Source organism: Bradyrhizobium cosmicum (genome assembly GCF_007290395.2).
In the GTDB taxonomy this organism is placed as follows: Bacteria; Pseudomonadota; Alphaproteobacteria; order Rhizobiales; family Xanthobacteraceae; genus Bradyrhizobium; species Bradyrhizobium cosmicum.
Genome location: NZ_CP041656.2, coordinates 522289 through 535780, shown reverse-complemented (window position 1 = coordinate 535780; position 13492 = coordinate 522289). Strand labels below are relative to the sequence as shown.

The following is a 13492-nucleotide window of genomic DNA, read 5'->3' as shown; positions in this document are numbered from 1 at the left end:
TGTGGGAGGCGCAAGTTGACGGCTTCGGCCTTGAACATATTGATCTCTTTCTACGATTGTCGCTAGTGTGTCCTCGATTCTACGACCGAGGATTGCATGAAGCTAACTCATTTTGGGATTGAAGATTATCGTAGCATGTCGCGAGCAGCATTTGATGACTTAGCGAATGTTACTACGTTGATAGGCCCTAATAACGAGGGCAAGTCGAATGTGCTCTATGCTCTAAAGATGTGCCTGGAGCTGCTGCGCAGCGGTCGTATCGCAAGCGGCCGCGAGACAATTCGTATTCGGCTCGATACTTATGCATACGATTGGGAGGCGGATTTCCCGGTCAAGAAGCAAAAGACGAATCCGGAGGGTTGGACAACATTTGAGCTGCACTTCCTGCTTACTGATCAAGAGATGTTGCGGTTTTCGGCGTCTGTAAAAAGCAAGCTCAACGGAATTTTGCCGATCCAGTTGCGACTTAGTTCTGGTCCTTATGCGGAGTTCCGCGTAGCGAAGCCAGGCAAAGGTGGAAAGGCGCTCTCTAATAAGGCCGAGCGGATCTGTCGGTTCATTGCCGACAATCTGGACTTTGCATACGTGCCCGCAATTCGAACGGCGGAGACATCGCACGAACTTGTTAATGAGCTGGTCGCGCGCGAGCTGCGGCTGCTAGAAAAAGACAATCAATACTCCAGGCTTCAGCAGGAACTTACGAAGCTGCAACAGCCAGTCTTGGATTCAATCGCTACGAAGATTCGAGCGAACCTTAAAGGTGTTCTTGGCAATTCGCTACGGGAGGTGAAAATCAATCTGCCGACTAGAAATCGGCTACGCGCTGTGGCTCGCGCCGCTCAAATCACAATCGACGACGGGGCCGCAACCTCGCTAGAACGGAAGGGCGATGGGGTAAAGAGCCTTGTGGCAATTGGCCTGCTAACCAATGCTCTGCAGCAGTCTGAATCAACTAAGGATATTATTCTGCTCATCGAAGAGCCGGAATCTCACCTACATCCCAAAGCGATACATCAGCTGAAGGACGTACTTGATAGCCTGAAAGAAGATCGTCAGATCATTCTCACTACACATTGCCCGGCGCTAGTGAATAGATCGAATGTACCTTCGAACAGAATAATATCGCGAAACAAAGCGGCGCCAGCAAAGAACTTGGAACAGCTGCGTGAGATTCTGGGCGTGAGGGCATCCGACAATCTCCGACATGCGGCACTAATCGTGGTGGTGGAAGGAACGGAGGACGAAATCGCTTTGCGTGCGTTGCTGCCCCACTATTCAACGATTTTGAAGGCCGCCCTGGAAAGCGGAAGTTTAACATTCGAGCCAATCGGAGGCGCCTCGAAGCTTTCATATTCCCTGAACCTTCTTCAGACCTTGCTCTGCAATTATTACGTGATGCTCGATGACGATAAAGAGGGTCGAAAGGCATTCGAAGAAGCGAAAGCGGATTCGCTGATCAATCAAGCGCAAGTCACCATGACACTTTGCCAAGGGATGACTGAAGCAGAGTTTGAGGACTTACTGGACGAGAGCGTTTATCGCGACTATTTCCAAAAAACTTACAACGTGGATGTGACTTGGAAGATATTTGGCGGGAAAGCCAAATGGAGTGACCGGATCAAAGCTGGGCTTACCAAGGCAGGCAAGCCATGGACGGACGGCGACAAACAAAAAGATAAAGCAGAAATTGCCAAGCTAGTAACTGAGGCGCCTGGTGCCGCAGTTCATCCGGAGCGGGTTCAGGTCCTAAAGACTTTTGTTGCGTCGCTGGAGAAGGCTTTGCATACGCCCTGACAGGACGCGGCGCATCCGGCACGACGTAGAAAATTCCGGGATTCGGCTATTGGAGTTCTTCGCGCGCATACTTTCCGAGCGCTGAAAGCAAGTTCTCGCGCTTCTCCATATATGGCCGGTACGCCTCCGCTTGGCCGTCGTTCAAACCAGCGATGTCTTTGTTGAGACGTTTGTGCGCGCCTTTGGCAATCCAAACCTCCAACCCACTTGCAGCAACATCCAACTCAGTGAGCAAATTTGAGAAGCGCGGAAAATAGATCGATGAAATGGATTGCACCTTGGCAAACGGCGTCATTGTCGCCGGGATGTCTTCGCCATACACCTTGCGATTTCGCTCGCATTCCAGCCAATGGTCGAACTCGTAAATGGCCGCAACCAGTTCTTCGAGCTTGTCCGCGCGTCGTTTCTTCGCATCCCGCCGGTGTTGCGCAATTTCGCGGATGATCGTCACCACCGAGCCCGCAGCGGTGCCCGCCAATGTCAGAAGCCCACCGACGACTACGGGCCACAGCGATGCATCTGATCCGGCCATAACTATCTGTCGATCATTCAGCGGGCAGCGCCCGGCTCACTTTCTTCCGGGTAAATCGTGGGGAACTATCCCTTGATCCCTTGAATCCGGGACCCTTCTCCCTGAGAGTCCCTAGGCGAGTCGGCAACCCCGATTTGCAATCGTAGCGGCAGAGCCGGTCAACTGCCAAGTCCGATCCGGCTCCGCTCGCTCGTGGCGATCCGCGTCAGTAACCTGACGGGACCAGCAAACGGCTCGTTGGAGAAATCCGGCGGGCCGTTTGTTTATGCATTAGGACGCTTCGTCCAAATATCACGCGTACACTAGGCGTACAGATTATTCTGTAAAGCACTCGTTGTTACCAACGTGGCAACATCCACTGCGCTATCACCATCAAACGCAGAATCATCATCAAAACTATCATCGCAAGAAATACGCGTAGCCAACAAAATACGCCACAGCGTACCTATGCCGGCGCCGCAGAGATGCAAATGGGAGGTAAGTGCTTGAAAAGGCTGGTGCCGCAAGAGGAATTCGAACCCCGACCCCGTCATTACGAATGAAGGGCTTTTTGGGTGAGCGAGAGAGATACAAACCGCGGCGCATCGAAGCCGTCGATTTTCCGAGAAATGCCGTACTGGACCAATTTTACGGGTTCTAAGATTCGGAGAAAATTCGGTTCTCCGGCTTCATTCTGGCCCTTGTTGGGTGAGGGACGGGAGATCTCCGCCCGCAGAAAAGCAGGAAAACGGCCGAGTTTCCTGCCTAATCTCCAGCTCCAAGTACGAGACGACTTTGGTGGGGTGGCGGAGAGAGTGGGATTCGAACCCACGGTACGGTTTCCCGCACACACGCTTTCCAAGCGTGCGCCTTAAGCCACTCGGCCATCTCTCCGGAGCGCCCTCTCTTGAAGGGGCGCCGGTGATTTTGCAAGGGATCGCAGGAAAATCGGGTGAATTTTCCGCAAGCCATTGTATTTTAAGGACAATATATGACGCGAGTCGGGGCAACGGAACCGATCTTTGGCTGAACCCGGGGCGGGTATGGCGCGACGATTCACTGAAGGCCATCAATCACGACCGGGGACGCCATGACCATCCTTAACACCATCGCTGCTGTGGGCTTGATTTCAGCTCTTGGCTCCGCCTTCGCCGGGCCCGCGCCGGCGCAGGTCTGCACCCGACAGGGCGTCGATGTCAGCTGCGACGACGGAAGGCGCGGGATGATGCTTTCGGGCGATGCCATTCTCTGGCCCGACGGGACGCGCTCGAGCTCGACGCCGCATCAGAGTGTGATCATCGGCAACAAGAGCTCGGTGCATGTCGGACCCGGCGTGTTCGTCGGCCAGGGCAAGGGCATGGCGCCGCTGGATGATCCGAATGCGCCGAACAAGCGGCAATGCGCGATCCTGGACGGCGTGTCGTATTGCTATTGATGACCTCGCTCTCCCTTGCGCCGTAGGAACGGGGCGAGGAAGAAGAAGGCTAGATCAACCGCACACCCGAAATCGCCGACTTCAGCCAGCGCAGTGCTTGCGGCGGCTGGGCGGCCAACGGAGCTACTGCGTGCTTCTCGGTCCGGCACTTCTCCAGCTCCGCAACGAAATCCGCCGACCATTGCTGGATGGTATGGCCGCGCAACTTGTTCATCATCACTTCCCAGCGCATCTTGCGCTCGGTCAGCGGCATCGCGGCGGCGACAGCGATCGCGCGGGCCATGCCGTCGATGTCGTGCGGATTGACCAGTAGTGCAGTATCGAGCTCGTTCGCGGCCCCCGCGAACTTCGACAGAACCAGCACGCCGGGATCGGCCGGGTTCTGTGCGGCGACATATTCCTTGGCGACGAGGTTCATGCCGTCATGCAGCGGGGTCACCACGCCGATCTGCGCGGTGCGGTAAAGGCCCGCGAGCACGGCCTGGCTGAAACCCTTGTTGAGGTAGCGGATCGGCGTCCAGTCGACTTCGCCGTGGCGGCCGTTGACGTCGCTGACGAGCCGGGCGACGTCGTTCTGCAGATTGCCATAAGCCTCGATCGCGCCTCGCGACGGGTTGGCGATCTGGAGCAGCGAGATGCTGCGCGCAAACTGCGGATGCTCGGTCCAGAGCCGGTCGAACGCACTGATACGGTTGACGAGGCCCTTGGAATAATCGAGCCGGTCGACGCCGATCGCGAGCCGCTCGCCGTTGAGGCTGCGGCGCAACCGCGACACGTCGGGATGCGAGGCCGACTTCGCGGCATATTGCGCAAACTTCTCGGCATCGATGCCGATCGGGAAGACTTCGCAACGGGTGCGGCCGTTTTGCGAGATGACGACGCCATCGTCGACGGTAAGACCAAGTTCGCCGCCGGCATAGCCGAGAAAATTCTGGCAATCCTCGCCGGTCTGGAAACCGAGGAGATCATAAGCCAGCATCGCCGTGACCAGCTCGCGATGATTGGGCACGCCCTGCATCACCGTAGCCACGGGCCAGGGCGTATGCAGGAAAAAGCCGATCGGATCATCGACGCCGAGATCGCGCAACTCCGCGCCGAGCGCCAGGAAATGATAGTCCTGCACCCAGAACGCGGTCTGGTCTTTCCGGAAGCGCATCAAGGCGCGCGCCATGAACGCGTTGACCTCGCGATAGCTGACATAGTCGTCGCGCGAGACGCGGATCAGATCGCTGCGCGAGTGCAGCGCCGGCCATAGTGCCGAATTGGCGAAGCCTTCATAATAGCCGCCGTAATGCGCCGCCGGCAGATCCAGCGTCGCGATCGCGCCCGAGCCAAGCGCTTCGATTTCGGCGAACGGCTCCTTCTGGTGGCCGTCGCGTACGCGGCCGGAGGAACCCACCCAGATCGCACCTGAATTTTCCACGACGGGAAGCAAGGCCGCAGCGAGGCCGCCCGTCATCGGCTCGTTGGGTTTACCGCGCGCAACTCGATTTGAAACGACGATCAAGTTCACAGGTCGTCCCCTCCTGTTCATTCCACCCCATTTAACTGCCGTTCATCAATATGGTTCCTGTCATCATTTCTACCGATTGAAACCAAAATCAGGCATGCGCGTTGGAACCAGTTTTCCATCGAGGGAACCCGGCGATATCGCTCGACAAAGGCGGCTTTCTCGCCGGGATGCACAACATGAATTGCGCGTTCGCAGGAACTTTCGTGAACGACAATGTGGCTCCGCTGTGACGACGCCTTATTCCAACCTTGTGTCGTCGAGCAGACGTGCCAGGAACGCGCGCACATCGCTCGGCGCATCGAAGTGGCCATTGACGCCGATGGCGCGGCGGCCGACCGAGAAGGAGAGGCCGTTCATGTCAGGCATGATCGCGAACACGGTTTCATCGGTGACGTCGTCGCCGATGAAGATAGGCCGGCGTCCCCTGAACGGCTCGTGCTTCATCAATTCGCGCACGCCGGTCGCCTTGGTGAATCCGGAATGCTTGATCTCGCAGACGAACTTGCCGGGCAGCACCTCGATCGGCGCATTGGGCAGATCGGCGCGTATCAGCGAGACCGCTTCGTAGATCGCCTTCTCCGCATGCGGCGCGAGGCGATAGTGCAGCGCCAGCGAATAGCCCTTGTCCTCGAGCAGGATCCCGGGGCTGAGCTTTGCGACCGCAGCGAGCCGTCGCTTCAACTCCTTGTCCATCGGCGGCGCGTTCACCGCATCGGCCTCGTTGCCCACCGACAGGCGCATCTCCGCGCCGTGACCTGCGACCGCGCGAAACACCTCGGGCGCGAAGATCAGGTCGATGTCGTTGAGCGAGCGGCCACTGACCATCGCCAGCGCGCCGGACGTGCGTTCGGTCAGCCGGCTCAACGTCTCCGACAGGCCCGGCGGCACCCACACCTCGCGCGGCGTCGGCATCAGGTCGAGCAGGGTGCCGTCGATATCGAGCAGGATCGCGGTCTCGCGGAGATGCGGGACCAGCGCATGCGGCACCGGCACCGATTCCGGCCTGTCATTGTCGTTGCGCCCGGCTTGTTGGTCGACCATCGGCATTTCCGCCAGTTCCGATTTCATGAGCTTACTCCATAAAGGCGAGCGGCCGCGCGATTTGTTCGAGCGATTTTCGCTCCGCCGCGACGGCATACCGCCACGCCACGATCGCGGCCGCGATCATCAAAAATGCCCCCAGCAAATAGCCGGCGAACACGCTGGTGCGTGATCCCGTGTCGATCAGTACGCCAAACAGCGCGGGCCCCGCGACACCGCCGATGCCGGTGCCGACCGCATAGAACACCGCGATCGCCAGCGCGCGAACTTCCAGAGGGAAGGTCTCGCTGACGGTGAGATAGGCCGCGCTCGCGGCGGGCGACGCAAAGAAGAAGATCACCATCCACGCGATGGTCTGCCCTTGCGCGCTCAGCGCGCCGATCGAGAACAGATAGCCCGACAGCGCCAGCAGCAGGCCCGACGCGCCATAGGTGAACATGATCATGACGCGGCGGCCGAGCGTATCGAACAGCCGGCCGAGCAGCAGCGGCCCGAGGAAATTTCCGGCCGCAAAGGGGAGCAGATACCAGCCGACATGATCGGCGCTGATACCGTAGAAGTCAGTCAGCACCAGCGCGAACGTAAAGAAGATCGCGTTGTAGAAGAACGCCTGCGCGCTCATCAGCACGAGGCCGACCAGCGCACGCTTGCGATAGGTTGAGAACAGTGTGTGCACGACCTCCCTGATCGGCGTATGGTCGCGCATCTTCAAGCGGATCTTGGCGAAGCGGCTTTCGTCGGCATCCTGGTCGTGCCCGATCACCGAGCGTTCGATCTCGTCGACGATCTTGTGCGCCTGATCGGGATGGCCGTGGATCATCAGCCAGCGCGGACTTTCCGGAATCCACATCCGCATCAGCAGCACGACGAGGCCGATGCTCGCGCCGATGAGATAGGCCAGCCGCCAACCGAGATCGGGATCGATCACGCCGGGATCGAGCAGCACGATCGCCGCCACCGCACCCATCGCCGCGCCGATCCAGAAGCTGCCGTTGATGACCAGATCGGTCCAACCGCGATAGCGCGCCGGCACCAGTTCCTGGATCGTCGAGTTGATCGCGGTGTATTCACCGCCGATGCCGGCGCCGGTGAGGAAACGGAACAGCGCGTAGCTCGCGACATTCCAGGAGAACGCCGTCGCGGCCGTCGCTGACAGATACAGCGCGAGGGTGATAAAGAACAACTTCTTGCGGCCGATGCGGTCGGTGAGCCAGCCAAAGCCGAGTGCACCGAGCACCGCACCCGCAAGATAGGCGGAGTTGGCGATACCGAGATCCAGATTGGAGAAGTGCAGCGAAGGGCTCTGCTTGAGCGCACCCGAAAGTGCGCCGGCCAGCGTCACCTCGAGCCCGTCGAGAATCCAGGTGATGCCAAGCGCCAGCACGACGCGGGTGTGAAAGCCGCTCCACGGCAGCGCATCGAGCCGCGCAGGAATGCTGGTCTCGATGACGCGATCGGCCGCAGCCGCCATCGAGACGTCAGATCCATAGTTCAGCGCCGGGCTTTGCTGCAATTCCATCACGTTTTGGGTTTGACCAAATGAAAGCGGCCCCGCTTCACATCACGTGGACGGGGTTGTTCCAATCACGCGGGTGCGGCATTCCGCCTGCCACCTGCGACAACGTCTGCGGCAAGGGCAGGTTCCCGCAGGAACGGCGCGGGAGGCGGCCTGTTTTCCATGGAGCCGCAAGGAGTTGACGCATGGCTCATGTCAGAAAGACGACACATTCGAAAAAGCGGGGCGGGCAAAAGACAGCGCGCCGTACGACAAGCACGGGTCGCAGCACGACGACCCGCAAGAGCGCGAAGCGTGATGCGCCAAAGCGCTGGTCGCAGCGCGTGACAAAGGAGAGCGACGCGCTCGACCTCAAGCAAGGTGTGTTCAAGCTGACCAGCGCGAGGAAGATCGCCGCCTCGCTCAAGCGCTCGGCCGAGCGCAGCTCACGCCGCAAGACCGGCGCCTACCGCTCGGCGCTGTCGATGCTGACCTTTTACATCAACCGCGCGGGCAAGACGCTGCCAAAGGCGCAGCGCACGCGGCTGGAACGGGCGAAAACGGAGCTGAAACGGGCCTTCGGGAGGGAATGAGCCTCGGCTGAGCCTCACGCCGCCCGAATCGTGCCCATGAAGCGATCGAGCTCGGCACGCAAGCGCGTGCTCTCGCTGGAGAGGGTTTTGGCCGAGTTCAGGACCTCCTCCGAGGCCGAGCCGGTCTCGGCGGCGCCGCGGTTGACCTGGCCGATGTCGGTGGCCGCGGTCTGGGTACCCTGCGCGACGGTCTGGACACTCCGCGCGATCTCCTGCGTCGCCGCACCCTGCTGCTCGACAGCGCTGGCGATCGAGGTCGAGATCGACGAGATCTGGCCGATGGTCGCGCCGATCTCCTTGATCGCGGCGACCGATTCGGCGGTGGCACCCTGCATGCCGGTGATGTGCGAGGAAATCTCGTCGGTGGCCTTCGCGGTCTGGCTCGCCAGTGACTTCACTTCGCTTGCGACCACAGCGAAGCCGCGGCCGGCTTCGCCTGCGCGCGCCGCCTCGATGGTGGCGTTGAGCGCGAGAAGATTGGTCTGCTCGGCAATCGCGGTGATGAGCTTGACGACTTCGCCGATCTGCTGGGCGGCGTGCGAGAGCTTGCCGATGCGGCCATCGGTCTCCTTGGCCTGCACCACGGCGGCTTCGGCGATGCGGCTGGAGTCGCGAACCTGGCGGCCGATCTCCTCGACCGAGGCCGAGAGCTCTTCGGTCGCGGTCGCAACCGACTGCATGTTCGAAGAAGCCTGTTCGGACACGTCAGCGACTTGGCTCGACAGGCTCTGCGTGGTCTCGGCGGTGCGGGTCAGCGTGGACGCGGCCGATTCGAGCTGAACGGCCGACGCCGAGACGTTGGAGACGATGGCACCGACGGCGCTCTCGAAATCATCGGCAAAGCGGATCAGCTCGGAGCGACGTGCGGCCTCCTGCGCCTTGTTCTGGGCTTCGCTGGCGGCAGCGTCGCGCTCCGCCTTGGCCACCGCCTGAACCTTGAACTCCTCGACCGCACCGGCCATCTCGCCGATCTCGTCCCTGCGCCCCAAACCCGGCAGCACGACATCGAAGTTGCCCGAGGCCAGCTCGCGCATCGCCTTGCACATCGCGATCATCGGACGCGAGATGCCATTGCCGAGCATCAGAGCCAGCACCGCGCCAACGGCGAGGCCGCCCAACGCCAGCATCAACATCAGCTGCTCGGTGTCGACGATGGTGGCGTTGGCGCTCGCTTCGATGCGCTGCTGATCGGCGGTCAGGTCCGACCGCAGCTCGGCCGAGAGTTTCAGGATAGACGCGGCCGTCTTGGTCATCTCGCCATTCGACTTGACGATGACCTTCACGTTCTCGGTCAGCTTCGAGAAGGAGGTGCGGTACTGCTTCAGGAGATTGCCAATCTCGGTGACGCGGTCGCTGATCTTCTGGTCGTTGGCATAGATCGAGACCAGCAGGGTCTCCAGGAACTTGATGCGGGCGATCACGCCGTCGGCGGTCTTCGGCTCCGGCTTGGCGACAAAGGCGCTCACCGAGGTGGAGACCGCCAGATATTGCGAGGTGACGTCCTTGGCCGTGGTCTGAACCGAGTTCAGGCCGGCCAGGGCCGCGGTATCGGCGAGATCGTCAAACTTGAAGCGGATCTTGTTGCCGACGCTATTGAGCTCGTCGGTCGCGATCTTGTTGTTCTCGCGCGTCAGCGTGATGATCTCGCTGAACACCTTCGTGAAGCGCTGGAACTCGGCCTCGAGCTTGCCGACCTGCTCGCGGCGCGCGGCGCCGGTGGTCGCGGCCATCGACTTGGCGATCGCGCCCTTCAGATTCTCTTCGGCCGCCTTGGCCGCGGTCTCGTCATCGACCGCACCGGTAAGTGTGTAGGCCCGGGCCAGCCCCTGGTAAGCGATCAGATCGCGATCGACCGTCCGCGCGAGGTCAGCTTCGGCCACGCTGGTGCGGTAGGAGGCCACGGCGCCGGCGATTCGCTCGAAGCCGAAATAGGCGAAAGCCATGCTGACAGCGAGGATGGCCAGCACCGCCACGAAACCGAGGATGATTTTTGCACGAAAACGCAAGGTGAGCAGCTTCCATTTGTTCGGCTTCGACTTGGCGGACATTCCCCAACCCATTCCATTCGCGGAAAACCAGGCGCAGCCTGGGAGCAGCCCGCTCCCCGACTCGTACGCACGGTAATTGGCAAAGGATAAGCGGCGGTAAATTTATGGCGCCGCAACTTGCGGTTAGGTGACGCGGGAGGGCCTCCCGCGAGCAATGCTGAAAATCCGGCTGGAGCGGACGCAGTAAAATGCAGCCTTATGCCGCCCGGATATTCCCCATGAAGCGATCGAGTTCGGCGCGCAGCCGCGTGCTCTCGCTGGAGAGGGTTTTGGCTGAGTTCAGGACCTCCTCCGAGGCCGAGCCGGTCTCGGCGGCGCCGCGGTTGACCTGGCCGATGTCGGTGGCCGCGGTCTGGGTACCCTGCGCGACGGTCTGGACACTCCGCGCGATCTCCTGCGTCGCCGCACCCTGCTGCTCGACAGCGCTGGCGATCGAGGTCGAGATCGACGAGATCTGGCCGATGGTCGCGCCGATCTCCTTGATCGCGGCGACCGATTCGGCGGTGGCACCCTGCATGCCGGTGATGTGCGAGGAAATCTCGTCGGTGGCCTTCGCGGTCTGGCTCGCCAGTGACTTCACTTCGCTTGCGACCACAGCGAAGCCGCGGCCGGCTTCGCCTGCGCGCGCCGCCTCGATGGTGGCGTTGAGCGCGAGAAGATTGGTCTGCTCGGCAATCGCGGTGATGAGCTTGACGACTTCGCCGATCTGCTGGGCGGCGTGCGAGAGCTTGCCGATGCGGCCATCGGTCTCCTTGGCCTGCACCACGGCGGCTTCGGCGATGCGGCTGGAGTCGCGAACCTGGCGGCCGATCTCCTCGACCGAGGCCGAGAGCTCTTCGGTCGCGGTCGCAACCGACTGCATGTTCGAAGAAGCCTGTTCGGACACGTCAGCGACTTGGCTCGACAGGCTCTGCGTGGTCTCGGCGGTGCGGGTCAGCGTGGACGCGGCCGATTCGAGCTGAACGGCCGACGCCGAGACGTTGGAGACGATGGCACCGACGGCGCTCTCGAAATCATCGGCAAAGCGGATCAGCTCGGAGCGACGTGCGGCCTCCTGCGCCTTGTTCTGGGCTTCGCTGGCGGCAGCGTCGCGCTCCGCCTTGGCGACGGCCTGAACCTTGAACTCCTCGACCGCACCGGCCATCTCGCCGATCTCGTCCCTGCGCCCCAAACCCGGCAGCACGACATCGAAGTTGCCCGAGGCCAGCTCGCGCATCGCCTTGCACATCGCGATCATCGGACGCGAGATGCCGGTGCCGAGCAGGAAGGCGAGCACCGCGCCAAGCAGCGTGCCGCCGACGGCCAGCATCAACACTAGTTGCTCGGTCTGCCCGATGGTCGCTTCCGACTCCGAATCCAGCCGCTGCTGCTCGGCGACGAGGTCCGTCTTCATGGCGGTGGCGCCCTGGAGGATCACACCAGCCGAATTGGTCATCGCGGAGACGAGTTCGTCGACCATCTTGGCATTTGCGATCAGCTTCTCCAGCGATTCACGATAGGCGACGAGCATCGCCTTGGCGTCCTTCAGCCCGGCGACGATCTTGTCGTCCATGGAGTAGACCGCGCCGAGCGAATTCTCGACGAATTTCAGCCGCGCCAGCGCGCTGGTCGCAATCGACTGGTCGGATGTCAGCACGAAATTGGTCGCCGCAGCACTCGCAGTCTGGAACTGGGCGTTGACCTGCTTGGTGCCGAACTCGATCGACTGCGCCTCGGAATCGGAGGCGTTGTTGCCGATGTCGTCGAGCTTGTATTTCAGGAGGTTGGCGTTACGCGTGAGCTGATTCTGCACCAGCAACGCGCTGTCGCGCTTGGCCTGGAGCACCTTTGCAAAGGTCGTGGAGAAATTGACGAACTCCTTGGCGAGCTTGTCGAGACCGTCCCGCCGCGCCGGCTGCTTGACGCTCTTGACGGCCTGATCGATGGCGTTCTTCAGGCTGCTTTCAGCATCCAGTGCCGCCTTGGCGTCGTCCTCCTTGCCGGTGACGACGAAATATTTGACGGCCGAACGGTAGCCGAGCAGCTCGCGGTCGATGTTTCGGGCCAGGTCGGCCTCGGAAACGCTGCTGCGGTAGGACCCGACCCCGTCCGATACCCGTTCAAAGCCGAAATAAGAGAAGGCCATGCTGCCGGCGGAGATCACCAGGACTGCGGCGAAGCCCAGAATGATCTTGGCACGGAACCGGAGGGTCGGAAATATTGTACGCTTCGACGGCGACGCGGTACGCCCGGACATTCCCAACCCCCATTTATTCTATTCAGCCGTGGCTCGGGGGCGCCCCGCCTCCAAGCCCGGATGCGCAAAACTAGGGCACAATGGATAAAGGGCGGTAAACTCGGCAGTCCCGTGCAATCCAGGGCTTCATCGGCCAAAGGCCTACCGGCTGGTCCCGATGGCTGGCATCCCGCCACCGGCGACCGTTCCGACGGGCAATCCCGAGGCAAGTCTGGCGCCCTCGGCGGGATCAATGACTTTTCAATGACCGCGGCGACCAAAATCCTAGTTGCAAAGTTCCGGGTCGCTGTCTCTAATTAGAAACAATCAAAATCAATCCCGGGAGGACTCCACCGTGTCTACAGTCAAGCTGACAGTGAACGGCAAGGCCGTTGCTGTCGATGTCGAGGACCGCACGCTGCTGGTCCAGCTTCTGCGCGATACCCTCAACCTCACCGGGACCCATGTCGGCTGCGACACCAGCCAGTGCGGCGCCTGCATCGTCCACGTCGACGGCAAGGCCGTAAAATCCTGCACCATGCTGGCGGGCCAAGCCGACGGCGCCAACGTCACCACCATCGAAGGCATCGCCAAGGGCGACGAGCTGCACCCGATGCAGGCCGCGTTCCGGGACAATCACGGCCTGCAGTGCGGTTATTGCACGCCGGGCATGATCATGTCGGCGATCGACATCGTTCAGCGTCACGGCGGCCAGCTCGACGAGGCGACCGTCCGCCACGAGCTCGAAGGCAATATCTGCCGCTGCACCGGCTACCACAACATCGTCAAGGCTGTGCTGGACGCAGCCGGGCGCATGAAGGTCTCGCAGGCGGCCGAGTAAAGCGGC

The 13492-nt window shown here is 61.1% G+C and carries 10 protein-coding genes and 1 tRNA gene; 4 read left to right on the top strand and 7 right to left on the bottom strand.

All coding sequences use genetic code 11. The features are described 5' to 3' along the window. Positions 1–96 precede the first annotated feature (96 nt). Complete coding sequence (locus tag FNV92_RS02485; RefSeq protein ID WP_106949658.1) at positions 97–1794, top strand: ATP-dependent nuclease; 1698 nt, start codon at positions 97–99, stop codon at positions 1792–1794. A gap of 46 nt (positions 1795–1840) precedes the next feature. Here FNV92_RS02485 and FNV92_RS02480 read toward each other — a convergent pair whose 3' ends face one another. Then, the gene (locus FNV92_RS02480) at positions 1841–2326 is read right to left on the bottom strand and encodes a hypothetical protein (protein WP_106949659.1); all 486 of its coding nucleotides are present in this window, start codon (positions 2324–2326) and stop codon (positions 1841–1843) included. Positions 2327–3109: 783 nt separating this feature from the next. Further along, positions 3110–3199, bottom strand: a tRNA-Ser gene (locus FNV92_RS02475). A 196-nt stretch (positions 3200–3395) separates the two neighbouring features. Between FNV92_RS02475 and FNV92_RS02470 the strand changes: the two genes are divergently transcribed. Next, positions 3396–3740 carry a hypothetical protein gene (locus tag FNV92_RS02470; RefSeq protein WP_143842375.1) on the top strand — a complete coding sequence of 115 codons (345 nt, stop codon included), beginning with the start codon at positions 3396–3398 and terminating at the stop codon, positions 3738–3740. Between the two features lie 49 nt (positions 3741–3789). Here the strand turns inward: FNV92_RS02470 and FNV92_RS02465 are convergent, their stop codons facing one another. The 3 genes from FNV92_RS02465 to FNV92_RS02455 form a co-directional block, all read right to left on the bottom strand. Beyond that, positions 3790–5253, bottom strand: a complete 1464-nt coding sequence (locus FNV92_RS02465) for a trehalose-6-phosphate synthase (RefSeq protein ID WP_168213387.1) — start codon at positions 5251–5253, stop codon at positions 3790–3792. Between the two features lie 237 nt (positions 5254–5490). Next, positions 5491–6321 carry a trehalose-phosphatase gene (gene otsB, locus FNV92_RS02460; protein WP_143842377.1) on the bottom strand — a complete coding sequence of 277 codons (831 nt, stop codon included), beginning with the start codon at positions 6319–6321 and terminating at the stop codon, positions 5491–5493. A gap of 4 nt (positions 6322–6325) precedes the next feature. Beyond that, the gene (locus FNV92_RS02455; RefSeq protein WP_143842378.1) at positions 6326–7813 is read right to left on the bottom strand and encodes an MFS transporter; all 1488 of its coding nucleotides are present in this window, start codon (positions 7811–7813) and stop codon (positions 6326–6328) included. A 182-nt stretch (positions 7814–7995) separates the two neighbouring features. Between FNV92_RS02455 and FNV92_RS02450 the strand changes: the two genes are divergently transcribed. Next, entirely contained in the window at positions 7996–8382 is a 387-nt protein-coding gene (locus tag FNV92_RS02450; protein WP_143842379.1) for a DUF3175 domain-containing protein, read from the top strand. A 14-nt stretch (positions 8383–8396) separates the two neighbouring features. Here FNV92_RS02450 and FNV92_RS02445 read toward each other — a convergent pair whose 3' ends face one another. After that, entirely contained in the window at positions 8397–10430 is a 2034-nt protein-coding gene (locus tag FNV92_RS02445; RefSeq protein ID WP_143842380.1) for a methyl-accepting chemotaxis protein, read from the bottom strand. A 196-nt stretch (positions 10431–10626) separates the two neighbouring features. Beyond that, positions 10627–12666, bottom strand: coding sequence for a methyl-accepting chemotaxis protein (locus tag FNV92_RS02440; RefSeq protein ID WP_143842381.1), 2040 nt, complete (start codon positions 12664–12666; stop codon positions 10627–10629). A 334-nt stretch (positions 12667–13000) separates the two neighbouring features. On the opposite strand from FNV92_RS02440, the gene FNV92_RS02435 reads away from it, so the two are divergent. Further along, complete coding sequence (locus FNV92_RS02435) at positions 13001–13486, top strand: (2Fe-2S)-binding protein (protein WP_143842382.1); 486 nt, start codon at positions 13001–13003, stop codon at positions 13484–13486. The last annotated feature ends 6 nt before the right edge of the window (positions 13487–13492 follow it).

Bases quoted from the DNA above. Each gene is read 5' to 3' on its own strand.
- FNV92_RS02485 (WP_106949658.1), top strand. From the start codon at position 97: ATGAAGCTAACTCATTTTGGGATTGAAGATTATCGTAGCATGTCGCGA.
- FNV92_RS02480 (WP_106949659.1), bottom strand. From the start codon at position 2,326: ATGGCCGGATCAGATGCATCGCTGTGGCCCGTAGTCGTCGGTGGGCTT.
- FNV92_RS02470 (WP_143842375.1), top strand. From the start codon at position 3,396: ATGACCATCCTTAACACCATCGCTGCTGTGGGCTTGATTTCAGCTCTT.
- otsB (WP_143842377.1), bottom strand. From the start codon at position 6,321: ATGAAATCGGAACTGGCGGAAATGCCGATGGTCGACCAACAAGCCGGG.
- FNV92_RS02455 (WP_143842378.1), bottom strand. From the start codon at position 7,813: ATGGAATTGCAGCAAAGCCCGGCGCTGAACTATGGATCTGACGTCTCG.
- FNV92_RS02450 (WP_143842379.1), top strand. From the start codon at position 7,996: ATGGCTCATGTCAGAAAGACGACACATTCGAAAAAGCGGGGCGGGCAA.
- FNV92_RS02445 (WP_143842380.1), bottom strand. From the start codon at position 10,430: ATGTCCGCCAAGTCGAAGCCGAACAAATGGAAGCTGCTCACCTTGCGT.
- FNV92_RS02440 (WP_143842381.1), bottom strand. From the start codon at position 12,666: ATGTCCGGGCGTACCGCGTCGCCGTCGAAGCGTACAATATTTCCGACC.